We start from the raw sequence: 26936 nt of genomic DNA, 5'->3' as shown, positions 1-26936 counted from the left end.
CTCTTCATTCCCACACTGCTTCTATTCGTTCCCGCACAGCCTCCATCTGATTTCATCGTAAAACTTAAACACATACTGATTCGGCGAAAGCCCGGACACCTGCCCGTCTCCCGTTTCAATCACCGTCCAGGAACCGTTTTCAAGCTCCGCGAAATCGACCGTATAAAAATGGCTGTCCAGCACCGGAATCGCGTTCACCAGTTCTATGGGAACAACGGGCCATCCCTCTTTCTGATTGGAATTCGGGCTGAGCGTCAGGAGTTCCCCGTTTAAATAAAACGCCCTGTATTCATTGGTCATACTGTCCCGTCTCTTCAGTTCCACATATTCCTTTAACACAATGCCTCTCACATATAAATCCCCGCGCATTGCCTGAAACCTCCGGGCATATTCATCCAACTGCCTGTCATCGTACGATGAGTCAAAACAGGCGGGGAAATCCGTCCCCTTCACCGATTTCACGTAGTCTTTCATCATAAAACGGGGAAATGCGTGTTTAACTTCTCTCCAGTCGATCGCCTCCCCTTCCGGATATACTCTGATTCCTGGAGTATAATCCGCAATCGCAGGATAAGCCAGCGGGAATTCATGGCAGTTCTCGTATTCCGCCGGCGTATTGATCAGGGTCAGCTTCCGCTCCTTCAGCGCCTCAAACAGCCTTGCATACACTTCCGGCTGCAGCATCCAGCCCCGATAGATGCATCGCTCGTCGTCACCTGCCGCCTCCGCCGGATACAGCCTGAAAGGTTCTCCCGCCACAAAATTATCGTAATTGTACAGCACGGCCTGAAATTCAGGAAATTTTACCGCCTCCTCGTACTCCTGGCGGTAATCCGTATCCACTTTTTTGATGTCAAAGTAGTCGGCCGGGTAGAGTATGGTTATTTTCATGGTTGTATGGTTCCCTCCCTCCGCTTCACAGACACCGCACAGATGGTATCCGCATTTCCCGTGTATGGCCTGCCTGCTGCATCATCAAAAAATACAATATCTTCAAAGCCAGCATCCCGCAGCTCTTTCTCCATGGACTCCACGGTATAGATCTGATTCCAGTTATTATAGCACTGACACGCGTCTTCCGTTACGATCACATACTGTTCAACATAGTTATTCGTCTCCGGATACTGATAATTCCGCTGGATACAGACATGGGGGGTTCCGGACCAGAATCCCTGCTCCAGATACTCTACGGATTCCATTTCCCTCAGTTTTTCCCTGTACTTCTCTGAATCCCCATCCAGAATGAAAATTCCGTCTTTCTTCAGGGCTCCATACACGTTCTTTAAAAGTACTTTCCTGTTTTCCGGCGGAAGCACGCCATAATCACAGTATATCAGAACGGCTGCATCGAATTCCTCCCGGTAATCCATTTCCAGATAATTTTTATAATGATATCCGATCGGAAGCGTCTCCGCCTCCGCGTGTTCCCTGGCATACTCGATGGAACGCCTGGAATAGTCCAGCCCTGTGACCCGGAAGCCCTCTTTGCAGAATCGCTCTGCATAGAGACCAGGGCCGCAGCCTAAGTCCAGCAGCTTCATGCCCGGCCTGGCCTCACAGTACTGTGCGATCCATTTCGCAGACTGTTCTATAAAATCATGGCGCCTGGAAGCCGCGTCGATCTCCGGATCGAGATGCGCCTTCAGCATATACTCCGAAATATGTTCGTCATCCCAGAACGGAGCGGAGCTGGGCGCATAGAGAGATGGTTTTTCCTTTAAATAGTTGATGAATTTGCTGTACATAGGGACCTCCGTGTAAATTGTCATTTACTGTTATGACGGGTATTCTTTCAGTATACCTTTTTTCCTATGGAGATAGCAACCCTATGTTGAAGGCAGAACCATTCTTTCGCTGCTGTTTTAGTGACTGATCAGGTTCTTCTGGCCGCCTCTTCACAGTATTTTCTGATCTCGAACAGGGTCCCTTCCCGGTTCTCTATCATCCGCTCCACTTCCGCCTTATACTCCGGCGGACAGATATTCTTAACCGCCTGCCTGATCATTTCTTTGGAATGGCGGTCGTCCTTTTCGAATGGAACCACATCGCAGGTCTTCTGGTACCAGTCCAGCATCAGTTCTTTCATTTCCATGATTATTTCTGCATACTCCTTCACATGAATCCGGTTCATCCTCTCCTGCGGATCCAGCCGTAGATCATAGAATTCGTCATCCTCGTAAATACGGCGTATATATTTATACTGCTCATTCCGTATCATCGCGGCTTTTCCATGAATGACAGAATCCGTCTGCAGCTTTTGCCTTGGATAGTATTCCCCCATCACGGTCGGCAGATTTTTATCATCATGAAATTCGTCACAGTGTATCTCGTCCTCATTTCTGCCTCCCTCGCTGCACACGTAGTCCCGGACCTTCACGCTGCGGTCCGCCAGATTACTCTGAAGCTTTCTTCCGAACTGGCTGTGATCCGGAGCTACATCGGCAAACGCCATGGCGGTCCGGTAGAAATCCACCAATTCCACCATCTGGTCACTGATTCCTGCATCCACGCCGAAGTCCTTTGGAGGCTTGATTAACAACGGCACCCTGACGAGACAGTCTTCCATCATATTCTGAGCCTTTTCCACGATCCCGTAATCTCCTGTGTAATCCCCGTGGTCACTCAGGAAAAAGATGGCCGTGTCCTCATAGATTCCCGCCTCCTTCAGACCATCACACAGCCGCTTAAACTGTGCATCTATCTTACTGCACATGCCGTAATATACGCCTCGCAGTTCCTTATAGTCTTCTTCCGTAAAATCCTGCATTCCCAGTTCCTCACGGATTCTCCTGTGAAATAACGGCTTTTTATCCCCGGGAACCGCCTCTGCAATTCTTGGCATAACCTTCTCTCTGTCGATCCGTGAATAATAGGGTTCCTCCACCCGGTAGGGCGGATGGGGATAGATAAGTCCCAGAAATATGCAGAACGGCCGGTCATCTGCCGGTGATTTCAAACGGTCGATGGCCGCATCTACCGCCTCGTCATCAGGGGTATAGTTAAGCCCACGCTCATCGGTCGCCAGTTCCCCCTTATAATGGGAATAAAAATACTTACTTCCCGGTTTTCCCCGAAGTCCCGGGTTTACCGGCCCTGGTGCGGGAGGAACATTACCTCCATAAAAGATTTCGGTGGCGTGCCTGGAAAAGATATCATCATCCTGCCCGGGAAGCAGATCGTTTCTGGTGTTCATCCAGACGTAATAGCCGGCCTCCTTCAACTCGCTGAGCAGAGAACTCTCGTGGCGGTGCAGCATATGACGCATGGTCCTGTGTCCGTGTACATGGGGATACAATCCGGTAAAAAAACTGCATCTGCTCGGCGTGCACACCGGATTCTGACAAAAGGCATAGCGATAGCTCACAGCGTCTTCTCTGATCATTTCATCCAGAAAGGGCGTTTCCGTACCAGGATTTACCCCCATATGGCCCAATGCATCATAACGCATCTGGTCGGGATTAAAGATGACTATGTTCGGCCGCTTTTTCACGTTCCTTTCCTCCTTCTTCTGCATTTTTCATTTCCCAATACCGTCTGAATTTCTCCGGCATGGGCTGATTCGTGGAAAGATACTGCTTTGGAAGCTGCGTAACGGAGCGCGGCGGTATCCATGTTTCGCTGGAAACCCACGATTTTTGTCCCTGAAACTGCGCTACAATCTGATATCCGTCCTCACGAATATTCTTCTCTTCCACGATCCTGCCGGCGCAGACGTTATGGAAGGCAGCTTCGCGAAGTTCGTCAGCAGCCTCCGGGAACTCTGCTATCCGGTTATAAAGTTCCCACGGATCGCTGTCCGGGCAGATAAGCAGTTCCTCCTCCGGATGGCTGACATAGGAGATCAGTTTCCACTTTCCCTGACGAATCATACGCCCATAATCCGTTCCCCTGCCATAAGGGAGATTAATCCATTCGGCAGTCACTGCGCGATCCTCACGTTCTTCCCCTCTTTCCAGTTCTGGAATCAGGCTGACCCCGTCCTGAAACGGAAGCTCCCGTGCACCGGCCAGCTGACACACGGTCGGTGCTGCGTCCAGGAGACTGACCGGAGACCGCAACCGATTTCCAGCTAAGATCCCGTCTCCTGACACGATCATAGGGATCCGTACCGCCGCCTCATACAGAGACTGTTTCCCATAAAATCCCCGGTCACCGGCATGATCGCCATGATCTGACAGATAAAAGAAGATTCCCCGTTTCCCATGCCGGGAGAGATAAGTGTCCCATGCCGATTTAACCTGTCCCAGGCAGTGATCTTCGAATTCTATCAGGCCCCAGTAAGCAGCACGGACGCCCTTAACCAGCTCCGGCGTTGTATCGCGAAGACGCCCGGCATCCTGCGCAGATGCCATAATATCCAGTGTTGGCGGCAAATCCGTACGCATTCTGTACTTATCGTACAGCTCTGTAGGTGCAATATAGGGAAAATGAGGGGCATACGTTCCCACGACAACACACTGCGGTTTTTTGTGAGGCTGGGATAAGTAGGTTTCCGCTTCCCTTATCACATAACGGTCGTATTCCTGCACCGGAGAATTCCCCCCTCCGACGGCGTGAATACAGCCGCCCTCCGTCATGACTGGAGCCATCGGCCCCATTCGTTCCCAATACGGAGCCATTGGCCCTATCGAGACAGGTGTGATGTCCCCTGCAATCCGCTTCGTGAATCCGTGGCGCTGGTCCTCCCCTTCAAAATGCATTCTCCCGCACAGAACGGTTTCATAGCCGGCCAGAGCCAGGAGGTGAAGAAACGTAGGCATTTCCGAAGGGATCGAACCGCGGTTCGTATAAACGCCGGTGTGGACGGGAAGCCGACCTGTCAGAAAAGACATGCGCGCAGGAACACAGAGCGGACACGACGTATAGGCATTTTCAAACATCGTTCCCTCAGATGCCAGTGCATCCAGATTGGGAGTCTCCACCACCGGATGTCCCGCACATCCCATGACTCTGCCGTCGTGCTGATCGCTTAAATAAATCAGAATATCCGGTTGTGTTGATTGGTTCATAGTCCTGTCCCGATTCATAGCCCGGTCTCCTTTCACAGCTCTGTGCGCCTTCACTGGAAAAATGTAAAAGAGAGCATCTCCATGTGCCCCGCCCCCTGATATACGAAGTACAGTTCACGTTCCTCTGTAAACCGGACCTCTGTTTCCGCATCCGTCCAGTCCTCCGCAGGAAGGATCGGAATGCTAAATCTCTGTTCTCTTTCCGTGCCAATCAGAAGCGTTCCCGCCGCATGGCCGCGATATGTGACACGGATACCCGCTGCGGATCTTAACTCGATATACTTATATCCGATCCGTGTCCCGTCCTTTATGCCTGTAAGAAAGTGCTCGCCGCCCATGTCCGTAATATTGGGAAAATCCGCTGCCTCATTTCCCCTTCCCTTAGACGGCATCATCGGCATATGGCCGTCCGTCAAATTGCAGCAGATCACTGCCGGATACGTCCCCTGTCCTGCCAGAGGACCGTTGTTTAATCCGCTGCTTGTGATGGTAACCTGCTCAATCCGCCCATTTTTATCTAAGAATACCGGCTCCGCACAGCCCTGCCGGTTATAGGCATTGGTATGGGTGTGGCGGTGGTAGAAGATATACCATTGATCCTTTACACAGACCAGTCCTCCGTGGTTATTTCCTATCGCCATCAGCCGGTCTTCCGTTTTTCGTCCCTCATAGCCGATATCCCCATTGCTGACGATGACTCCGCCGAACAGAAAGCCTCCCATGGGATCTCTGCTTACCGCATAACAGAGTTCATGTGCGTGGACCGAGGAATAGACCAGATAGTAGAGCTCTCCGATTTTTCGAATGGAGGGCGCTTCAAAATACTCGTGTCCTTCGAATGAGGTTCCGGTTCCATATTCGGAACTGGGAAGCACTACATACGGTCCCCGCTTCACGGTCCGCATGTCGGCCTCCAGCTCGACGACGCTCCCTCCCGGCATCTCTGCTCCCCTGTATCTTGGAATCTGCAGGGTTGTCGGCGCAAAGCCATAATAAAGATACACCTTACCGTCCTCAACCAGAACGGCGGGATCGTAAGGAAGATTCTCACTTAACAGCCTGCCATCGGGGTATGCTGCCTTCCCGTAGTATTCATACCGCCCCGCCGGTGTATCGCAGACTGCTACGGAGATGAAGTCACAGAATTTCAGGCAGTAATAGAGATAATACCTTCCATCCGGTCCCATACAGACATCCGGCGCATAAAGGCATAAACTGCCATCCGGATTGTCCGGATCCTGGTCCTTTCTGTAAATAACGCCCTCATACCGCCACTCCGTAAGGTCACAGGCATCGGCGGAGTAGCAGACATAGTCCAGTTCGCAGAATTCATCGCCATTTTCCCGGTCATGAGAGCCATATAGGTACAGCCGGCCGCCGAATACGTGAGGTTCTCCATCTGGTATATACTCACATAGAGGCAAATACGGATTACAAATCTGTTTCATGGACAGCTTCCTCCCTCTTCCCCGGAATATAATCCAGTCCAAATCGCCTGTATACATAGTCAGGCGCATCATTTTCCAGAAAAAGCGCTGTCAGCGCGTTTTCCAGCTCCCGCTCTTTTTCTTCGTCGTGCATGGGCCTCTCCTGCCCCGGGTCATTCCGTAGATCGAACAGGACATCATGGGCCAGCTTTCTTCCGTATCCGGTTTTTACAGGTATCTTCATGACGGGACAGCCTTTCGTAAATGCCAGGGGCGGTTCCAGCTCCGTTTCCCGGAGCTCCTCTGCCGCAAACATATTTTTCATATGAGCCGGCATCAGGGTATACTCCCATACACGCGCTTCCGGCGTCCGGACTGCCCGCATATATACATACCTTCCATCCGTAATATTAACCGGACCGCCGTGAATGCCGAATATTCCGTACTTTCTCACCGGAACATCGGATTCTATAGTATTTTTCAACGGTTTCCCCCGCATGTCTTCCGATATGGGGACGCCAAAGTACTGAAGAATCGTCGGCGCCAGATCGATATTCTGGGAGAGCGCCATTCTGTGTTCCCCTTTGACACCGCATCTCGGATCCCAGATAAACAGCGGTATATGGGAAATCTCTTCATAGTCGGGCATAAAATTCTTTCCCCACCAGTCATGCTCTCCCAGCAGGAATCCATGATCCGTATTGACGATCAGCATGGTATCTTCCCACAGACTGTATTCATCCATCAGATCCAGGATCCGGCCCAGGCTCTTATCACAAAACTGTGCCAGCGCATAGTATTTCCGGCGCATCTGATCAATCATCTCCTGTGATTCTTCCACTGCCGCATAAGGCGGCCAGTCATACGTGAAATCCTCATGAAACCAGGGTTTTAGAAATTCTTCCGGCGCGTCAAAAGGCTCATGCGGATCGAAGCATTCGATCTGAACGAACCAGCGGTCCTCATCAAGGTTATTTTTGATAAAGGAGATTCCGCCGTCAAAGGTAAGCGTCTGTGAATACTCCGCCTCCCCCTTCCTGCGCGTCCTGTTGGAAAGATTCTGCCATCCCATCGGCTTTCTCATGGCCTGCAGCTTCTCCGGCTGATGTTCGGGATTCAACATCACAGGTGCAAATCCGGACTCATCTGTCCCGCATTTTCCCACCCAGGCATCTCCCACCTGTCCTCGGAATCCCTCCCAGGTCGAATAGCGGGGATGATAGGTGGCGCCACCATCTGCAAAGTAATGGTGGTGATCCGTCGACAGATGTGTATGTATCCCGGCCTTCTTAAGCAGCTCCGGCATGGAATCATCAAATGGTTCCAGCGGCCCCCAGCTCCTGTGCAGGAAATTTGCTCTGCCCGTATGCAGCTCCCGCCTTGCCGGAATACACGGCATGCTGCATACGTAATGGTGGTCAAATACGGCGGAATGACTGATGAGCCGCTGGAAATTCGGCATCGGCACCTTCTGGTCCTCCGGCTGAAAGCAGGGCATCATCGTCCGGCGCAGGGTATCAAACATCACCATAATCGCTTTCATATCACTCCTCCTTCAGTCCGAACCGTTTGTATAAATACTTCGGCGCGTCGTTGTCCTTTAACAGGCCGATCAGCGCCCTTTCCATTCTACCTTCTGTCTCTGCGTCCCGGAACGGCTTCTGCTGGCCGGGATCTGACTGCAGATCGAACAGAATATCGTGTTCCAGCTTCCCCGGATTGCGGGTTGGCATAACCGGTATCTCCATGACCCTGCAGCCCCTGGTAAAGGAAAAGCCATCGTGCAGGCGCATTTCCCGCAGTTCGTCGTGGCTGAACATGCCCACCATATGGGTCGGCATCAGAGTATATTCCAGGGCTTTCTCCTCCGGATTTCTCACAGCCCGCATATAAACGGTCTTTCCATCTGTTACACAGACCGGACCTCCATGTACCCCGTATATTCCGTATTGGCGAACCGCTGCATCCAATTCTATCACCGGGCCCAGCGCCTTCCCCTTCATCCGCTCCGGAACAGGCAGTCCGAAGAATTCCAGGATTGTCGGCGCCAGATCGATGGTCTGCACCAGTGACGTTCTGTGCTCTCCCGCCGTTTTATACCGCGGGTCCCAGATAAACAGCGGAGTATGCGCCACCTCGTTGTATTCCAGCGTATTGTTTTTTGCCCACCAGCCATGCTCACCCAGAAGAAAACCGTGGTCGGTATTCACGATGAGCATGGTGTCCTTCCACATATCGTATCGATCCATACGATCTAAAATCCGGCCCAGACTCCTGTCACAGAACTGAGCAAGTGCGTAATACTTTTCCTGCATCTGTTTTATGGTTTCCGGGTCTTCATGCGCCTCAGCATAGGGAGGCCAGTCCGGAACAAACGGACGGTCCGGATCGAACCAGGCGGCCTGATACGGTTCCGGGGAGTCGAACGGTTCATGGGGATCAAAGGTTTCAATCTGGACATACCAGTTGTCACAATCGATGTTATCCTCAATGAAACGGATTCCTCCGTCAAACGTCAGCGTCTGGGGATACTCCTCCTCATTTCTCATCCGGGTCCGGTTGGCCATATTCTGCCAGCCGCTTATCTTTCTGATATTCTGAAGCCGTTCCGGCTGAGACTCCGGGCTTAAAAGAACCGGTGCAAATTCCGGTTCTTTCATCGAACAATCTCCCACCCATGCATCGGATTCCTGTCCTCGGTAGCATTCCCATGTAGAAAAACGCGGGTGATAGGTAGCGCCCCCATCCTCCATATAATGGTAATGGTCTGTGGAAAGATGGGAGTGAATCCCCGCCTTTTTAAGCATCTCCGGCATGGAATCATCAAACGGCTCCATTGGTCCCCAGCTTCTGTGCAGGAAATTGGCCCTTCCAGTGTGCAGCTCTCTTCTGGCCGGCATACAGGGCAGACTGCACACGTAGCTGTTGTCAAACATGACCGTATGCCGGGCCAGCCTTTCAAAATTCGGCATCGGAACCTTATTCTCTCCAAAACAGGGAATTATGTCCCGCCTCAGAGAATCATACATAACCATAATCGCTCTCATGATAAAGTCTCCTATTAAACCGCCTGTCTGGTCTGCTGCGCCAGCCTGATCCGTTCCCGCTTCTTCTTCGCATAGGAGAACTTATCCACGTTCATCCGGTAAATCATGAAGATCAGAAAAAGGGAATAGACAATGATATTCTGCACGCTTCCTTCCAGGGAAAGCTTCGACAGTCCCAGAATCAGCAGCCTTACACTGACTGCCCCCGACAGCACACCGAGAATTGGGTTGCCGACGTAAGCTCCGATGAACACGCCGAGGAACAGCGGAAACATGTTGCTGAATACACTTCCATTGCTGCTCATGCCCAGTACTGGTGTCAGAGACCCCTTGTACGCTGTGTCAAAAACTCCGGCGCAGGCTACCAGTGCGCCTGCCAGCGTATAGCAGATGACGCAGTTCACAAAGATATTGATTCCCGCATCCGACGCCAGCTTCTGGTCGCCCTGAATCGCCCGTCTCTTATAGCCAAAGCTGCTGTACTGAAACAGAAATGTCATAATGAGCAGCAGCGCCGCGGCAACCGCCAGAATAAAGGTTACATTTGACAGTATGGATACCCCCGATTTTCCGTATATCATCAGTCCCTGCTGATTGTAAGCGCCGAAGGAAAAGCATTCGAAAATCAGAGTCATGCCGATTCCCAGTACCATGGGAAGAATTCTTAAATTTACAAATAGCAGTCCCACCAGAAGTCCGCACAGAGCGCCCACCGCCATACTGAGCACGAGGATCCCGACTCCGCCCAAATGAAGCTGCAGCGCCAGATTACCGCCGAATACGCACCCCATATACATCTGCGCACCCGCTGATAAGTCCATGCGGCCAGACAGAAGATTACAGTTTAAGGCCAGGGCAAAGCAATAGCATGTGAGTCCCGTCCGAAGCAGTGTCTTTAAATCCGTGATTGTACTGACCGTCCTGGTACCGGCGATGCTCAAGTCCAGCACATTCATAACAACAAACACTATAAGGGGAAGACTGATCAGCTGTATTACATTTTTTATCCGATATTCCAGAGTCCTCTGTTTCATCCTACTCTCCTTCAATCCGCATTATTTACCCAGGCGCTCCAGCGTACTCTCATACGTCATGCCATTATAAACCGCCTGTACATCGTCCGCAGTCAGGTCCGGATTCATGATGCCCAGACACTGATTAATCATGCTCTCATCCATGATCCATTTGTCTCCGCCCTTGACGTCCCAATTGGCGCACGTATTGATCTGATCGAGCGTGTCAAGGGACCACATGCGGAAGCTTAAAGTCCTCTTTTCATTTTCACTGCTGTCATTTAAAGCGGCATAGCCGGTCAATGCATTATAGACGGATATAAAACCCATGCTGCTCACCAGACTGGTGGATTTTAAAGAAGCCATATTCAGAGAAGAATTCCCGAACTTATCCTGTGTGTTAAACGCATTGATCAACGATTCCGACATCGACGCGATTGAAGCCACCTTAATATCCTTGTCAAAGTTCTTTTCCACCTCGTCCACTACAACCGCGGTCTGCGCATAGCTCTGTCCGGAATGGATCAATACGCCGTATTTGCCGGTCTGAAGCGCCGCGCTGACTCCTTCCAGCCATCCTTCCATGCCGCTGGGGCTTCCCGGATAGATGTAAATGTTGATTCCCTTGTCGTTGGCAACCTCGATCGGAGCAGACGTCTTTGCCAGGTTTTCCACCGTATCTTCAAAGGTCAGATTATATTTGCTCTGCAGAGCCGACAATGCAGCAATCGCCGTCTCGAGATGCTGAATATTTCCGGAAAATGCCAGTGAAGAGGTAATCATAAAGCCCTCGCTGCCATCGTCAGAAGCATTGCTTGAGAGCCAGTCCCGGAAGAGTTGTCCGACATGCTCATTGTCGGCGCCGAAGCTTCCCTGGAAGGTCTCATAGCCGCCTTCAAACGCACCGTCAACCTCTGGTATTCTCGCCGTGTTAATCACATACTGCATTCCGTACTCCTCACAGACCTGCGCCATCTGATTGGCGTCCACCGAACGGTAGGAAATGATGGCGTCGCAGCCCGCGTCTGCACAGCCCTCTATAAAGGTCAGCTCATCATCGGTGTCCTTACACTGCTCTGAAAATACGAATTCCACGTTATAGCGCGACGCCAGATAGTTTTCATAATAATCGCGGCGGATCACGACCTCATCGATGGCCTGCGGTTCACATACGCCGATCTTAAACTTCTTGAAGTCCTGAGGAGTCTTTGCTCCGCCTTCTGCCAAAGAGGCTTCTGTCGCAGGCGCCGTTGTCTGTGCTGCCGTCTCCACGGAGCTTTCCTTCCCGGAACATGCGGTAAGCCCTAACACCATCGCCGCACAAAGTAATACTGCTGTTAATCTCTTTTTCATCTTTCTTCTCCTTCTCCATTTTGCGAATCCTGGACTCGCGTTTTTTTATACCTGCTGTCTGGTCGGCAGTGTGGACGGCCGCTCAGAATTTAAAAATACAAGAAGCAAAAATACGATCCCCCGGACGCCCTGTATGGCTGTCGAAGATACCCCTGCCATGAGAAGTCCCTTATTTAAAGCCGATACCGTGAGCGCCCCCATCAGCCCCGCGTAGGCGTTGGACCTTGCTCCGCCAAAGATAGACATGCCTCCAAGGACTGTAGCCAGCATCACATCCATACCCATACCGCTTCCCACCTCCGTACTGACAGATCCGGTCCGGATGATCGTAAAGATCGCGGCCACACCGACTCCGATGCCCGCCATGAAGAAGCTGACATAGGTCGATCTCTTCGCGCTGATTCCCGTCTGATCCGCACAGTTTGGATTTCCACCTACGAAACGCAGCCGCCTTCCAACCGGAGTGAAATGGTATACGATAATACAGAGTATAAAATATCCCAGAAACATTGCATACCGGAATCCGGCATTTTCCAGCATTTTACAGACACTGTAATCCACTTTCAGGGAATCCGGTCCCAGTATTTCGCTGACAATCGCACTGTACAGCTGGATCATCACAATGGCTACCGTAACCGTTTTTATCTGAAACACCACGCTGAGCGTACAATTGAATACCATCAGAATAATGCCGACGGTAACAGCGGTTACCACCATAAGGGCGATATTTCCCGTCCTGTTATAAATCAGCGCGCCGATGGTAGCCGCCAGCGCCATGGAGTTCCCCACGGAAATATCCAGGTTCCCCGTCGTATAGATAAAGGACACCGCGGTGGCCATCGTACCGATGATGAGCGCCTGATTGAAGATTCCCATCAACACGTTTCTGCCAAAAAAGGCCCCCTTCGTGACGCCTCCGAATAAAGCGACGATCAGCACCAGGATGATAACAGAAAACACCAGAGAAAAGGAAGGTTTGTTTTTAATTATTGAAATCCTGTCCCCCGCCTTCAGCTTCGGAACATCCTTTTGAACAGCAAGTTCAGCCATCTCTTCCACCTCCCTAAATCATGCACTCGATCAGTTTGTGCTGATCGTAGCCGTCTTTTCGATAAAATTCTCCGTTGACCTTTCCATCTCTGATAACCAGCAGCCGGTCTGACATGCCGATCAGCTCCGGCATCTCCTCGCTGATCATGATAATGGATTTTCCTTTCTGCTTCATCTGGTAAATCAACTGATACATGGCCGCCTTCACTCCAATATCCACGCCTCTGGTGGGGCAGTCCAGAATCAGGATATCCGCGTCATCCGCAATCCATTTTCCGAATACCACCTTCTGCTTGTTACCTCCGGAAAGCGCCTTCACCGGCTGCAGCATATTGACACACTTGATTGCCAGCGAATCAACCTGGAGCTTCGCATACCGTCTTTCCTTCCGGAAGGAGAGAAACGGTCCGAACAGCCGGTTCTTATCGAGGCCCGTGCTTTGTATATTGGCCGCTATGGATGCGTTAAGTTCCAGGGACTCCGTATCTCTGTTCTTTGACACGTATCCCATCTTGTTCTTAAAGGCCGTCTGCGCGTTTTTCACCACAGTCCCTGTCTTCGTGAGAACTACCTGTCCATCTACCACCTCTTCCAGTCCGTAAAGCGCCTTTCCAAGTTCGTGCATACCACATTCCGACAGACCTCCAATGCCCAGAATCTCTCCCTGATGAAGCTCTAAGTCGAAACAGAGCAGCGCATTCATGGTGGTGATACAGTCTGCCTTCAGCACCACTTCGCTGCTGTATTCATCCTTGTCTACCCGGTAGTAGTTTCCTTTGATTTCCCGTCCTACCATCTTGTGTTTGATGTCATTGCTGTCAAAATCCTTCTTCTCCATGTTGTCAATGATCACGCCATCCCGCAGAATTGTCAGCGTATCGCAGTGTTCCATAAGCTCTTCCAGATCATGGCTGATGAAGACGACCGCCCGGTTCTCGTTTGCCGCCCGGTGCATCAGATTATAAAGAATCGTTCTTCCGCTCTGCGACAGCGCCGTGGTCGTCTCGTCTACCACAAACAGGTCCGGATTATTGTACATGGTCCCGGCAATCTCGATCAGCTTCCTGTCCTGCATGTCATACACTCTGGTCGGCAGCGCCGGATTTATGGTCGTCACCCCTATTTTCTCCAGTGCTTTGGCCGCCTCCGCGTTCATTTTCGCCTTGTTCATGAAGATGCCGTTCTTAAACGCCTCATAATTTCCCAGAAAGATATTCTCTGCCACGGTAATGTTCTCAATCGTCCCTGCTTCCTGCACTATCATGCCGATTCCCTGTTTCACCGCTTCCAGGCTGGTAGACGGTTTCCACGGCTTTCCTTTATAAAACATTTCCCCGCTGGTAGCCGGCTGAATGCCTGCGATAATGGAAGAAACTGTAGATTTTCCCGAGCCGTTTTCCCCAATCAGCCCCCGAATCTCACCGCGTCTGATGGTGATATCCACATGATTTAAAGCCACGGTTACTCCGAAGTTTTTGCACATGTCTTTTACTTCCACCAGCACTTCGCCTTTCTCGTGCATATTTCCTTCTCCTTCCTCCCCCGCTATGAGCACTCCTGGCCGGAGCACCCCACCGGATCTTTGATAGTCCTCATTATATCGGATTTTATTCCCTTCTGCCGCACAATTAACGGCCGTTTATAGTCAAAAAACGACTTCTGCGCAAAAAAAGAACAGCCGGTTTTGCAAAAAACTTCGGCTGTTGTTCTTTTTCAGACTTTTTCACCTGTCGCGCTCTTCCTGCGGCGTGTGTCCCATCACTTTCTTATATGCTTTGGAAAAATGGCTGAAGTTGGAATATCCCACCTTGGCCGCCACGAAGCTGACCGGAAGGCTGGTGGTACGCAGAAGCGACTGGGCCGCCTTAATCTTCTGTTCAATTATGTACTCCTTCAGCGTCATTCCCGTTTCCTTCTTGAATGTCCGGGTTAAATAGTCCGGATTTAAATGCACCAGTTCCGCGATGGTTCCCCGCCTTAGCTCCTGCTCCAGATTTTCTGCCACGTAGGCCATCACCGTCTGCACCAGCGCCTGGGCGTCATCCACCTCCTGCTCCGGATGACAGCAGGAGGTGACAAAGGAAAGCAGGCGTTTCATGGCATCTACGGATTTCATCCCATTGCGGTAGAGCTCCAGTTCTTCTGCTGTTTGAAAAAGCTCGCATACGTTTACGCCCTGTTTCCCAAATACGGTATACATCAGCTGCATATAATCCTGGTAAAAATAGAGCAGCGTCTTCTTATCCAGAATCCCCCGGTCCGCCAGGTCATCCAAAAGCTGAAACGCCTGCTCTTCGACTGCCTGCGGATATCCCTCCTCATACAGGGTCTCCCACTGTTTGACTGATACCAGACGGAATACATACTCCTTTTTCTCCTCCTTACCGGATTCAGGAAATACCCCCTGCTTCAGCGATACATTGTTCTCTTTCCGTTCTTTTAACTGCCGCCAGACTTCGCTCAAATCCGAGAGCGGCTTAAGCTCCGATAGATAGCAGGCGATCTGACACCGGAAAAACTGTCTGCATACACTGCTTAAAAACATAAACTGCCGGCTTAGGCTGTCCTGGGTAATTTCTTCATCCGAGGTGGACTGAATCACCAGCAGAAATACATTTTCCTCAATACAGGATAACGCCACCTTCTGGTCATTTGGCAGAAAGATCTCATTGAGAATGTTATGAAGGCTTTGTTCCAGCAGGTAATTGTCCCAGTCCTCTTTCTTTCCCACCCACTTCACGATCTGAATCAGCACCGCATGCCCCTGTCCCGTAAAGTCAGGCAGAACACCCAGGCCGGACAGATTTTCAATGTCCAGGTAGTTGCTGTCTCCGTACAGGTAATTGCGGAGTGCATTGGACGTAATATTTTTCTGCTGGCGCGTGAACGCCTTTCCCTTATAGATGGCGTTCTCGTTCATCTGCTTCTGTTTTACCGCTTCCACCGCCTTCTTCACAGTGGCCGCAATGGTAGGATACAGAGCCGGCTGCACTACATAATCAAACGCTCCCAGGCGGATCCCCTCCCTTGCGTAATCAAATTCCGCGTGGCTCGTCAACAGGATACACAGGGTTTTCATCTTCTTTTCCTTAACCCAGGCCAGGAGCTGTAAGCCGTTTTCCACCGGCATCTCGATATCGCATAGCATAATATCAATGGGCCGGCTGTTTAAGATCTCCCTCGCCTCCAGGGCATTATAGGCTGCAAATACTTCGTCAATCTGCAGTTCCTCCCATGCGATCCCCTTTTTAAGGCCCTCGCTGACCGAAGGCTGGTCATCGACAATCAGCAGTTTCATCATTCGTTCCCCTCTCCTCATATCTGTATCATCAGGTTAATTTTCGCTCCGCCCTGGTTGGAGAACTGAACAGCGAAATCTTCTCCGTAAATCAGGCGGAATCTCTGGATGACATTGCGAATCCCCACCCCCGTCAGGGCAGCAGTCTCATCCAGATGGTGGTTCAGCTCACTGAGCAGTTCCTCCGAAAAACCGGGTCCATTGTCGCGTATCACAATATCCGCCAGGTGCCGGCCATCCATCTCCAGGGACCGTGCATCGATCCTGATCTGCAGTGTTCCGTCCTGGGCCATACCGTGTTTCATACAATTTTCAATCAGAGTCAGACAGCTGACCGGCGGTACCTTCATCATCCTGACGCCCTCATCCATGCTGATATGTATCTCTGCCCGGCCGCTTTCTATGCTCCGATGCAGTTCAATATAGTTCTCGCACATCTGCATCTCTTTTTCCAACGGGATCAGATCGCTCTGCTGATCGAACACATACCGCAAATGAGTGCCTAAATACACCACGGCTTTCTGAATCTGCCCGATCTTTTCCGACTGCGCCAGTCCAAAAATGCTCTTGAGACAGTTCAGGAAAAAATGAGGCCGGATCTGCATCTTCAACGCGTACAGCTGCGCCTTTTCCCTGGCAATCTGCTGCTCGTAGCTCTTAATCTTCAGTGTGGTAATCTCCGAGATCATATGGTTAAACGCCTGCTGTACCTTCTGGAATTCGCGGCCGCCCTGTTCTTCCACCCGCACATTTAAATCGCCTTCTTCTATCTTCTGCATGGCCTGTACCAGAGAATCCATCGGACGAAACAGAATGCTCTTTAAATACCCGATCAGAATCCAGACCGTCACAAATCCCAGGGCAATATACAGATACGGGCTCATATACAGAAATTTTAACACCACACTGCTGTTATAGAATTCCGATATGAGCGCGACCTTAAAATGGATCAGCTGCTTCTGCACCACCATATAGTTCTTACTGTTTGAGAAATAGTAGTCCGAATCGTCCAGATAATTCAGATAAATACCATTCTTCTGAACGAAGTCTTCGTTAGAAAAGATCTCCTGGTTATTAAAAAATACGATTTCGCCCTCATAGGAATAAAAGAGTTTTGCATTCTTGGAGGCCTGAGGCAGATCGTATATTCCCACTACAAAAGTGTTGTCCCGCTCCATGACTCTGCACAGAAATGACCGGCTTCCGATCCTTTTTATAAACCATCCCAGAGGCACCTCCTCCTCTTCCAGAAACGTTCCGAAGGAATCTGTAATTTCTTCCTTCACAGAGCCGTAACCGACAATCGAGTTAAATACGCTGCCTCTGACGCCTGTACCGGTATCGTACAGCAAATACGCCGCAACATCCTGATTGTCCTTCAGTTCCTCCGAAAAGCGGTCCATAATCTCCCCCACAAACGGGCTGCGGCCCGGATCCCCCCGCAGAGCGAGAAACTGGTCAAATGCATCGTTATGATACACCGTATTTGTGATAAATACCTCCGAACGCTCGATTTCGCTCTGGAGCGTATTATAATAAACCTGCAGGCTGGCATTGTTCGATTTGGCAATCTGCTGCTCTATCTGCTTTATTGCCATCCTCATTCCGGTTCCGAATACCAGCGAAAAGAGAATAATGACGCCGAATATAGAAAACAGAATCTTGTGTTTCAGTAGAATTTTATCTTTCATACTTCCCCCCGTGTTCAATAGAAAGCAACTGTAATCTGGTATCTTACATTATAGCCAAACATCCGGTCTTCTTCAATGAGAAAAGTAAATGGATTCTGATTCTGCGCTGCCAGGCAGACTTGCCCCCCCAATAAAATCTGTCTCCAATCAAAAAAATCCCCCATAAAAGGGAGGAAGCCGGTAAGAGGGGGATCCTACCGGCTTTGAGTATGAAAAAAAGTTTTATATTATTAATAACGTTTACGAGTATTACTATAACCAATAAATGTGAAAAATATTTGCCCTAAATGTGAAAGAAATGTGAATCTTAAACATTCCTCTGATAAAGAAGTCCCCTGACTTCATACGAAATCAGGGGACCTGTCTCACTTCTTATCTCTTCAATTCCTATCTCTTTACTCCCATATGGAACATCTCATCAGATCCGGATTTCTCTTCCGTATCCGTTGTCTCCTGGGACGGTTCCTTTGGCGCAGTCTCTTCCGCTGCGGGACTGCTCAGGGCTGCTTCTTCCTTCTTATCGTCGAACGTGTCCTTATGGCTTACCACGTCGTCCATCTTGTCGGCATCGGTCTTATCCTTCTCCTCCGGCTCCGGTATTCCCTTCATCTCTCTGAAGATCTTCATGAATTCCTTGCCGGTAATGGTCTCCTTCTCGATTAAGAACTCGGCGATCTTATCCATCACATCGCGGTTATCAGACAACAGAGCCTTGGCTTCCTCATAAGCTTCCTTCAGCATCTTCATGACCTCGTTGTCGACTTCGGCAGCCGTGGCATCGCCGCAGTTCATGACCGTACGGCCGGTTAAGTACTGGTCTTCCTGAGTCGCTAAGCCCATCAGACCAAACTTATCGGACATACCGTACTGAGTAATCATGGCGCGGGCCATTCTGGTCGCCTGCTCAATATCGTTGGCTGCTCCCGTGGTCACAGTATCAAACACAAGCTCCTCCGCTGCTCGTCCGGCCAGGGCCCCGACCAGCATGGCGTGAAGTTCTTTCTTCGTATTTAAATATTTTTCTTCCTCCGGCACGTGCATAACGTAGCCAAGGGCGCCCATGGTTCTCGGAACGATGGTGATCTTCTGAACCGGCTCCGCGTCCTTCTGGAGGGCGCTTACGAGAGCATGGCCAACCTCGTGGTAAGACACGATGCGGCGCTCTTCCTTATTCATGATTCTGTCTTTCTTCTCTTTACCCACAAGCACGACTTCAACCGCTTCAAATAAGTCTTTCTGGGCGACGGCCTGTCTGCCGCTCTTAACTGCCAGAATGGCTGCCTCGTTGATCATATTGGCAAGATCCGATCCAACCGCGCCGGAGGTCGCCAGCGCAATCGCGTCGAGATCGACGCTCTCATCCATCAATACGTCTCTGGAATGAACCTTTAAGATATCCACACGGCCCTTTAAATCCGGCTTATCCACGATGATCCGGCGGTCGAAACGGCCTGGACGCAGCAGCGCCGGGTCTAAGATCTCCGGACGGTTTGTCGCAGCCAGAACCAGAAGTCCCTTGGAGGAATCGAATCCGTCCATCTCGGACAGCAGCTGGTTTAATGTCTGTTCACGCTCGTCATTGCCGCCGCCGAATCTGGAATCACGGCTCTTACCGATGGCATCCACCTCATCGATGAAAATGATACAGGGAGCGGACTCCTGGGCCTGCTTGAATAAGTCACGCACACGGGAGGCGCCGACACCCACGAACATCTCTACGAAATCAGAACCGGACAGCGAATAGAATGGGACATGCGCTTCTCCGGCTACCGCCTTGGCAAGCAGGGTCTTACCTGTACCAGGAGGACCCACAAGCAGGGCTCCTTTCGGCAGCTTGGCGCCGATCTTCGTGTATTTACCCGGATTGTGAAGGAAGTCTACGATCTCCGTCAGCGACTCCTTCGCCTCGTCTTCACCGGCTACATCGCGGAATGTAACTCCGGTCTCTTTCTGTACGTATACCTTGGCGTTGCTCTTGCCTACGCCCATGATACCGCCGCCTCCGCCGACACGGCGCATCATAAAGTTAAGTAGAATTCCCATCAGACCAAACAGCAGCAGATAGCTGACAATGGTCTGGATAATGAAGTTGCCATCCTTACGGATCCTGTGCGTATCCACGCCGGCTGTCCGAAGTCTCTCCGCGAGTGTTAAATCATTATCCATTCGCACGGTATAATATGTTTTCCCGGGCATGTATCCTTCCCAGGTGCTCTTCGGCTCGATTGTAATTCTGGAGTCCTCGACGCTTACGGCCTCTACCTGCTTCTCATCCACCATGTTCATAAATGTATCATAGCTGAGCTCTTCTGTGGTCCTCGCTGAGAGTGCGTTGTGCAGATAGGACAGCCCTGCCACCGCAATTAAAAAGGTAACTACCCATGCAATAATTACCTGTGCGTTCTTTGGCATCTTACTGTTATTATTCTGATTGTTGTTGTTATCCATATGTGTAAATTCTCCAATCCGGATATTCTATACCCATTCTATATCATTATAGTGTCAGTCTCTCCATAAATCAAGAAAAGAATTATAAAATCCTTATAAAGAGATTTTCATTCCATGCCATTTTAAGACAAATTTTACACTTAATAATCGAAAGTTTTTTCATGAAAATGTGGATTTCTGAAATAATTAGTTGTATAATATCGTTTTTATTGAATGACACATCCCCAAAAAACCTTAAGGAGGTACCATTTTTATGCCAGTGAAATACGTATTTGTCACCGGTGGCGTCGTGTCCGGTCTTGGCAAAGGCATCACCGCAGCATCTCTTGGCCGTCTGTTGAAGGCGCGCGGCTATCACGTCACCATGCAGAAATTCGATCCCTACATCAACATCGACCCCGGCACCATGAATCCGGTCCAGCACGGCGAGGTATTTGTCACCGAGGACGGAGTGGAAACGGACCTGGATTTAGGCCACTATGAGCGGTTTATCGACGAAAATCTGACGAAAAATTCCAATGTCACCACCGGCAAGGTCTACTGGACCGTTCTGACAAAGGAACGCCGCGGAGACTTCGGCGGAGGCACGGTTCAGGTGATCCCCCACATCACCGATGAAATCAAAAGCCGTTTTCACCGCAGCGGAGAACAGACCGCGTCCGGCGTCTCAGACTCCCCGCATTCCGATGACATGGAGATTGCCATCATCGAGGTCGGCGGCACAGTCGGAGACATCGAGAGCCAGCCGTTTTTGGAGGCAATCCGCCAGTTCCAGCATGATGTCGGCCGTGAAAATGCAATTCTCATCCACGTAACCTTAGTTCCCTATCTAAAAGTGTCCGAGGAATTAAAGACAAAGCCCACCCAGGCCAGTGTCAAGGATTTGCAGGGCATGGGAATCCAGCCGGACATCATCGTCTGCCGCTCCGAGCTTCCCCTCGACGACGGAATCCGCAGCAAGATCGCCCAGTTCTGCAACGTTCCGAAAAATCACGTGCTCCAGAATCTCGATGTGGAGGTACTCTACGAACTCCCGCTGGTAATGGAACAGGAGCATCTGGCCGAGGTAGCCTGTGAGAGCCTGCACATCCCTTGTCCCGAACCGGATTTATCCGAGTGGAGTTCCATGATCGAGAGCTGGAAACACCCGCAGAAGCAGGTAACGGTGGCCCTGGTCGGCAAATACATCTCCTTACATGACGCCTATATCTCCGTTGTGGAAGCATTAAAACACGGCGGTGTGGCCAACCACGCCACCGTATCCATCCGCTGGGTCGACTCCGAGGAGGTAAATGATGGTAATGCCGCCGAGATCTTTGACGGTGTGAACGGCATCCTCGTGCCCGGAGGCTTTGGAAGCAGGGGAATCGAAGGGAAAATCGCTGCCATCCGCTGGGCGCGCACCCATGAGATCCCGTTCCTCGGTCTCTGTCTCGGGATGCAGATGGCCATCGTGGAATTCGCCCGCGACGTCGTCGGCTACAGCGACGCCCACACGGCTGAGTTAGACCCTGACACCGGCCATCCGGTTATCCATCTGATGCCGGACCAGAACGGCGTTGAGGACATCGGAGGAACCCTGCGTCTCGGCTCCTATCCCTGTGTGCTTGACAAAACCTCCAGAGCCTACGCCCTATACGGCCAGGAAACGATTCACGAGCGCCACCGCCACCGGTATGAGGTCAACAACGACTACCGCCAGGCCCTGACCGAAAACGGCATGAAGCTGTCCGGCATTTCCCCGGATGGACGGATCGTCGAGATGATCGAGCTTCCGGAGCATCCCTGGTTCGTTGCCACACAGGCCCATCCGGAATTTAAATCGCGGCCAAACCGTCCGCATCCGCTGTTTGCCGGCTTTATCGAGGCTGCGCTTAAAAATCAAGATAAATAATTCCCCAGTTATCCTGTCGCCCACATAAAATAAGAATATTGGTTATACTATCAATATCATTGAAAATGGGGGCAGACACGATCGTGACTACGGAAAAAGCAGTTATACTTTTAAGGGCATACGCAGCCTGTATGCTGAGTGAAAATTGCTCCGACTGTCCGTTTCAGGGGAAGTGTTCCGGCTGGACAGAGGAGCTTGTGCTTCAGGCATTACATCATTTAAATACGGAGTCCGAAGGAGAACAGCGCGTTTGACTGCGTTCCTCCGAAATAAAAGAACGGACAGAAAAAGCTGGCAAACAGCTTTCTCCTGTCCGTAATCTGCCGCATTCATGGAGGCGTTCTCCATATCGGCCCGATCTCATCCATGGGTACTAAAGCCTATGGAATCACTCTCCGTATTGTCACCGGCTTCCGGTAATTCCAGGTTGAAATCTTGATGCCGCTTCTCCGGTTGGCCGCATGGACGATCTTTCCGCCTCCGATATACATGGCGACATGATCGATCGTGCTTCCGCTGGCATAAAACAGTAAATCACCCGGCTGCATGGCCGTGGAAGAAACCGCCAGTCCCTCCGCGGACTGTTCCCTGGAGGTTCTGTCCAGATGGATGCCGGCGGCATGTTCCATGACATACTGCACGAAACCGGAGCAGTCGGCTCCCGTATTCGGGTTTGTTCCGCCCCACCGGTATGGATTGCCGACGAAACGCACGGCGTAGTTCACTACCTGCTGGCGAAGGGAATTCTCCACTTTTTCCGCCTCCGGAATGGTATAAGCCACCACCGCGTTGCCCGGCACGTAGGCGTAGCCGTCTTTTTCACCGTATCGGATCTTAATCCAGCCGCCTCCCGCTCTGGAGAGAAAATCATACGTCTCTCCCTCGTGGATCCGGCCCAGGATCTCCGAATCCGTATCCGGAGCGCTGCGGACCCTCAGGGTATCCGTGTTTACGCGGAGCATGAGTTTCATATCGTAATAGGCCGATGCCCTGGCAGCCTGTCCCACGGCGAGATACTTACCCGAGACGTAGCCGGTCACCTGACCCGACTTTATCTTATACCAGCCATGTTCCATCCCCAGCACGCTGCATCCGGCATGGCTGTCCATTTTTCCTACTATATCCGCGTCATTCTTTGGTTCTTTTCTGATGTTCAGGGAATCCTCCACCATGGCTACGCCAAGGTTTTTGAAAATATCACGAAAGGTTCTGAACACCACTTTTTCTTGCGTAAGACCGGCGGACACCGCCTGGCTCTCCGTTTCCTCCACGGACTCCAAATGCTTGTCCATGGCCGTCCCGAATCCCGCTATGGAGTTTCCGGACGTGAAGGAAGGTTCCGGCTTCGCCGCCTGTACATCTGCTGTGCCCAGGACCACGGCGCTGCCGCAGGCCAGGCAAAATCCCAGCATTTTCCATGCTTTGTCAGTCATTATGCACATTCCTTCGCAAGTTATTATTCAGATTTGTTGAAGCTGTTTATGATAAATGAGTTATCTGCTGATCTGACAGGTTCTTTAAATACGCCAGAGCGTAATCCCTGTCTCTTCCTATCTGCGCCTTCAGCTGCTCAAGTCCGTCAAATTTCTTCTCCGGGCGAATAAACGAAAGCAGCTGTACTTCTATATTCTTCCCATAAATATCCTCATCTATACCATACAGAAATGTCTCCGCTCCCACAGGGGATACCCCGCTCACGGTCGGCTTCCTTCCGATGTTCGTCACTCCCCCGTAATAAGTACCTTCTACATAGACCTTTGACACGTAAACGCCAAATGTCGGCAGATGTTTTTCAGGCGGCGGCAGAATGTTGGCCGTTGGAAATCCCAGGACGCTTCCCCCGATATGATTTCCGTGCACCACGGTTCCGTGGATGGCATACGGCTCGCCGAGAAGCTCGTTCGCCTTCTCGATATTTCCGGCATCCAGCTCTTCCCGCACATACGTACTGCTGATATCCCGGTTGTCATCCTGTTCCTTGTGGATGACGATGAGCTCGTACCCGTATTTCGCCTTCCATTCTTCGAGGCGGTCCGCATTGCCGGCCCCCTTATAGCCAAAGGAGCAGTCCGTTCCGACGACGATCACCCTGGCGTGCATGCGCGTAACCAGGATATCCCGCACGAAGTCCTCCGGCGCCATACGTGCCGTCTCCTTCGTAAACGGATACTCCACTAAATAGTCTATGCCGATTCTTTCCAGATTATTCCTTCTCTCCAGATTGGTGGTGATAACCGTCTGTTTCTTTCCCTCCACCAGGCTTCCCGGCGTCATATCAAAGGTAAATACAGCCGTCTTAAGGCCGCGCTCCGCCTTCACCTCCAGCATCTGCTTCAGCAGCTTCTGATGGCCCCTGTGGCGTCCGTCGAACTTGCCGATGGTCACGACCGCAGGCTCCTCAATCTGAAAATCTGTTGTTTCGGTTATATATTCCATCATTTGTTTCCTCCCAGAAAAACCTTCTGAGGCTTCAGTACGTTCTTCTCCCGGTCCAGGGCGTAAATCCCGATAAACCGCCCCTGGCTGTCGTAGACCCGGACCGGGCTGTCCTGCGCCGGGGAGTCTCCCTCCGCCTGATTGCGGTAGAACGGATTGCCGTTATGGACCAGCTTGTCAAACTCTTCCTTCATCGTAAGAGCCGGATACTCTAAAAACACGGCGTCAACGGCAAGAATGTGATCCGCAAGTCCGCCGTTATCCCTCTGTTTTTCAATCTCGGAAAGCGTCAGGCTGTCCTTCAGTTCAAACTGTCCGACTCTCGTCCTCAAAAGCGATTCCATACAGCCGCCGCATCCCAGCTTTCGTCCGATATCGTAGCAGAGCGTCCGGATATAAGTCCCCTTTGTGCATGACACCGTCATGGTCACTCGGGGCAGGGCGATCTCCTCCACGGAGATATCCAGGATCTTCACCGGTCTCGCCTTCCGTTCCACTTCCCTGCCGGCGCGGGCCAGCTCATAGAGCTTCTTCCCATCCACCTTCAGCGCGGAATACATGGGCGGCACCTGGTCGTAATCGCCCAGAAAGCTTAAGACTGCCGCTTTCACCTCTTCCTCCGTCACCGCCACCGAATATTCGGCGAGCGTCACGCCTGTCGTATCCTGCGTATCGGTCTCGAGGCCCAGTAAAAGCACGGCGCGGTAAGTCTTCGTCCGGTCTGCCAGCAGATCGCAGAGCTTCGTGCCGTTTCCGAGACACACGGGAAGCACGCCCTCCGCCATGGGGTCCAGCGTGCCGGTATGTCCAATTTTTTTCTGTTTTAAAATACCTCTCATTTTCGCAACAACGTCATGAGAGGTATAGCCTTTTTCTTTGTATACATTGATGATACCGTCTGCCATCTTTAAGTATCTCCATTAATTTGTACTGAGATCCGTGCGGATAAGTTGTTGACGACGTCGTGAACACTGCCGGCCATGGTACATCCCGCAGCCTTCACGTGGCCGCCGCCGCCGAAATACACGGCGATCTTACTCACATCCAGATCATTGGTGGAACGCAGGCTCACTTTATACTCGCGGCAGGCCGTCTCGTACATGAAAATCGCACACTCCACGCCCTCCGTAATCCTCAGCTGGTCGATGATTCCATCCATGTCGGCGCTGGTCACGCCGTAGAAATCCATGTCCCTCTTATGAATCACGCTGAAAATACAGCGCCCATCCAGGAAGGTAATGCTCTCCAGAAGCGCACGTCCCAGAATCTGGTTCTGAATATACGTTTTCCGGTAAAAGCTGTTGTCGATGATGTGGGGGAAATCGATTCCCTTTGCCATCATCTTTCCCGCGATCTCCATGGTCTTCGCAGAGGTGCAGTCGTATTTAAACACCCCTGTGTCGTGGATAATACCGGTGTAAATGCATTCCGCCACCGCTTTGCTTATCTTCTCCTCCTCCAGAAGGCCGAAGAGGACCTCGCAGGTGGAGCTGGCTTTCGCTTCTACGATATTCTGTCCCGCAAACCCGGTATTGGTCACGTGGTGGTCCACGCAGATACTCTTTTTGGCGCTGTTTAAGTACCGCACCGCTTCACCGAAGCGGAGCATGTCGCTGCAGTCCAGGCAGAGGCAGAGATCAAACTCCGCCTCCACTGAAAAATCGCTGCAGATACGCCCTATATTCTTTAAATAACCGAATTTTATGGATGGTTCCTCTAAAAAGACGGTCACTCGGACATCAGGATAATGTTCTTCCAGGTAGTTGTACGCTGCCAGACAGGATCCGATACAGTCTCCGTCCGGGCGGATATGGCCGATGATCGCCATCGTCTCTACATCCTCAAGCATAGTATCAAAAAAGCTCATGGAAACACCTCCTACTCTTTGATATCTTTCGTTACCTCGTCAATCAGTTTCGACATATTTACCCCATATTCGATGGACTGGTCCAGAATGAATTTGATCTCCGGAGTATTCCGTAAATTTACTCTTCTGGCCAGCTCGCGGCGGATATAGCCCTCCGCGCTCTTCAATCCTTCGATGGTCGCATTGCCGGCTTCCTCGTCGCCTAAAATACTGATATATGCCTTGCAGAATTTTAAGTCCGGAGTCACAGAGACTGCAACCACCGTCGTCATGGGATGGATTCTCGGGTCCTTGATCTCCAGGCGGATAATCTCGCTCAGTTCTCTCTGAACCTCCATATTGATTCTTGTATTCTTTATACTGTTTTTACGCATGTTCTTCCTTTCGTTTTGCCGCTCCGCCT

General features: G+C 51.1%; 20 protein-coding genes. 1 reads left to right on the top strand and 19 read right to left on the bottom strand.

The window, feature by feature from the left end; all coding sequences use genetic code 11:
• Nucleotides 1–21: 21 nt before the first annotated feature.
• The 14 genes from H8S80_RS01315 to ftsH form a co-directional block, all read right to left on the bottom strand.
• On the bottom strand, nt 22–891 hold the full coding sequence (locus H8S80_RS01315) for an ATP-grasp domain-containing protein (protein ID WP_117633434.1): 870 nt from the start codon (nt 889–891) through the stop codon (nt 22–24).
• Nucleotides 888–1745, bottom strand: coding sequence for an SAM-dependent methyltransferase (locus H8S80_RS01310; RefSeq protein WP_117633435.1), 858 nt, complete (start codon nt 1743–1745; stop codon nt 888–890). Before H8S80_RS01310 ends, H8S80_RS01315 begins: the two co-directional genes overlap by 4 nt.
• A 128-nt stretch (nt 1746–1873) precedes the next feature.
• On the bottom strand, nt 1874–3490 hold the full coding sequence (locus tag H8S80_RS01305) for a sulfatase family protein (RefSeq protein WP_117633436.1): 1617 nt from the start codon (nt 3488–3490) through the stop codon (nt 1874–1876).
• Nucleotides 3459–5027 carry a sulfatase family protein gene (locus H8S80_RS01300; protein WP_002600689.1) on the bottom strand — a complete coding sequence of 523 codons (1569 nt, stop codon included), beginning with the start codon at nt 5025–5027 and terminating at the stop codon, nt 3459–3461. The genes H8S80_RS01305 and H8S80_RS01300 overlap by 32 nt, the downstream gene beginning before the upstream one ends.
• A gap of 32 nt (nt 5028–5059) precedes the next feature.
• Nucleotides 5060–6457 carry a family 43 glycosylhydrolase gene (locus tag H8S80_RS01295; RefSeq protein WP_117633437.1) on the bottom strand — a complete coding sequence of 466 codons (1398 nt, stop codon included), beginning with the start codon at nt 6455–6457 and terminating at the stop codon, nt 5060–5062.
• Complete coding sequence (locus H8S80_RS01290; protein ID WP_117633438.1) at nt 6441–7979, bottom strand: sulfatase; 1539 nt, start codon at nt 7977–7979, stop codon at nt 6441–6443. The genes H8S80_RS01295 and H8S80_RS01290 overlap by 17 nt, the downstream gene beginning before the upstream one ends.
• 1 nt (nt 7980) lies before the next feature.
• Nucleotides 7981–9483, bottom strand: coding sequence for a sulfatase (locus H8S80_RS01285; protein ID WP_117633439.1), 1503 nt, complete (start codon nt 9481–9483; stop codon nt 7981–7983).
• Between the two features lie 14 nt (nt 9484–9497).
• Nucleotides 9498–10517: an ABC transporter permease subunit gene (locus H8S80_RS01280; RefSeq protein ID WP_025530624.1), complete on the bottom strand. Its 1020-nt coding sequence runs from the start codon at nt 10515–10517 to the stop codon at nt 9498–9500.
• 21 nt (nt 10518–10538) lie between these two features.
• On the bottom strand, nt 10539–11849 hold the full coding sequence (locus H8S80_RS01275) for a hypothetical protein (protein ID WP_002600694.1): 1311 nt from the start codon (nt 11847–11849) through the stop codon (nt 10539–10541).
• Between the two features lie 45 nt (nt 11850–11894).
• On the bottom strand, nt 11895–12899 hold the full coding sequence (locus tag H8S80_RS01270) for an ABC transporter permease (RefSeq protein ID WP_002600695.1): 1005 nt from the start codon (nt 12897–12899) through the stop codon (nt 11895–11897).
• Between the two features lie 13 nt (nt 12900–12912).
• Entirely contained in the window at nt 12913–14421 is a 1509-nt protein-coding gene (locus H8S80_RS01265) for a sugar ABC transporter ATP-binding protein (protein ID WP_002600696.1), read from the bottom strand.
• 201 nt (nt 14422–14622) lie between these two features.
• On the bottom strand, nt 14623–16200 hold the full coding sequence (locus H8S80_RS01260) for a helix-turn-helix domain-containing protein (RefSeq protein WP_025530622.1): 1578 nt from the start codon (nt 16198–16200) through the stop codon (nt 14623–14625).
• 14 nt (nt 16201–16214) lie between these two features.
• Complete coding sequence (locus H8S80_RS01255) at nt 16215–17888, bottom strand: sensor histidine kinase (protein ID WP_117633440.1); 1674 nt, start codon at nt 17886–17888, stop codon at nt 16215–16217.
• 387 nt (nt 17889–18275) lie between these two features.
• Entirely contained in the window at nt 18276–20336 is a 2061-nt protein-coding gene (gene ftsH, locus H8S80_RS01250; protein WP_117633441.1) for an ATP-dependent zinc metalloprotease FtsH, read from the bottom strand.
• Between the two features lie 253 nt (nt 20337–20589).
• On the opposite strand from ftsH, the gene pyrG reads away from it, so the two are divergent.
• Entirely contained in the window at nt 20590–22230 is a 1641-nt protein-coding gene (pyrG, locus tag H8S80_RS01245; RefSeq protein ID WP_117633442.1) for a CTP synthase, read from the top strand.
• Between the two features lie 380 nt (nt 22231–22610).
• On the opposite strand, the gene H8S80_RS01240 is transcribed toward pyrG, so the two are convergent.
• From H8S80_RS01240 to rbfA, 5 genes are read right to left on the bottom strand one after another with little or no spacing between them, the layout of a single operon-like run.
• Nucleotides 22611–23663, bottom strand: coding sequence for a C40 family peptidase (locus H8S80_RS01240; protein WP_117633443.1), 1053 nt, complete (start codon nt 23661–23663; stop codon nt 22611–22613).
• Nucleotides 23664–23709: 46 nt separating this feature from the next.
• The gene (locus tag H8S80_RS01235) at nt 23710–24666 is read right to left on the bottom strand and encodes a bifunctional riboflavin kinase/FAD synthetase (protein WP_181988049.1); all 957 of its coding nucleotides are present in this window, start codon (nt 24664–24666) and stop codon (nt 23710–23712) included.
• Entirely contained in the window at nt 24666–25571 is a 906-nt protein-coding gene (gene truB / locus H8S80_RS01230; protein ID WP_117633445.1) for a tRNA pseudouridine(55) synthase TruB, read from the bottom strand. Before truB ends, H8S80_RS01235 begins: the two co-directional genes overlap by 1 nt.
• Nucleotides 25572–25573: 2 nt before the next feature.
• Nucleotides 25574–26533, bottom strand: coding sequence for a DHH family phosphoesterase (locus H8S80_RS01225; protein ID WP_002600704.1), 960 nt, complete (start codon nt 26531–26533; stop codon nt 25574–25576).
• An 11-nt stretch (nt 26534–26544) separates the two neighbouring features.
• Nucleotides 26545–26907, bottom strand: coding sequence for a 30S ribosome-binding factor RbfA (rbfA, locus tag H8S80_RS01220; RefSeq protein WP_002600705.1), 363 nt, complete (start codon nt 26905–26907; stop codon nt 26545–26547).
• Nucleotides 26908–26936 lie beyond the last annotated feature (29 nt).

The sequence above is a fragment of the Hungatella sp. L36 genome, from assembly GCF_014288035.1.
The sequence above is the reverse complement of the archived record's forward strand: the minus strand, read 5'-3'. Positions and strand labels throughout refer to the sequence as shown.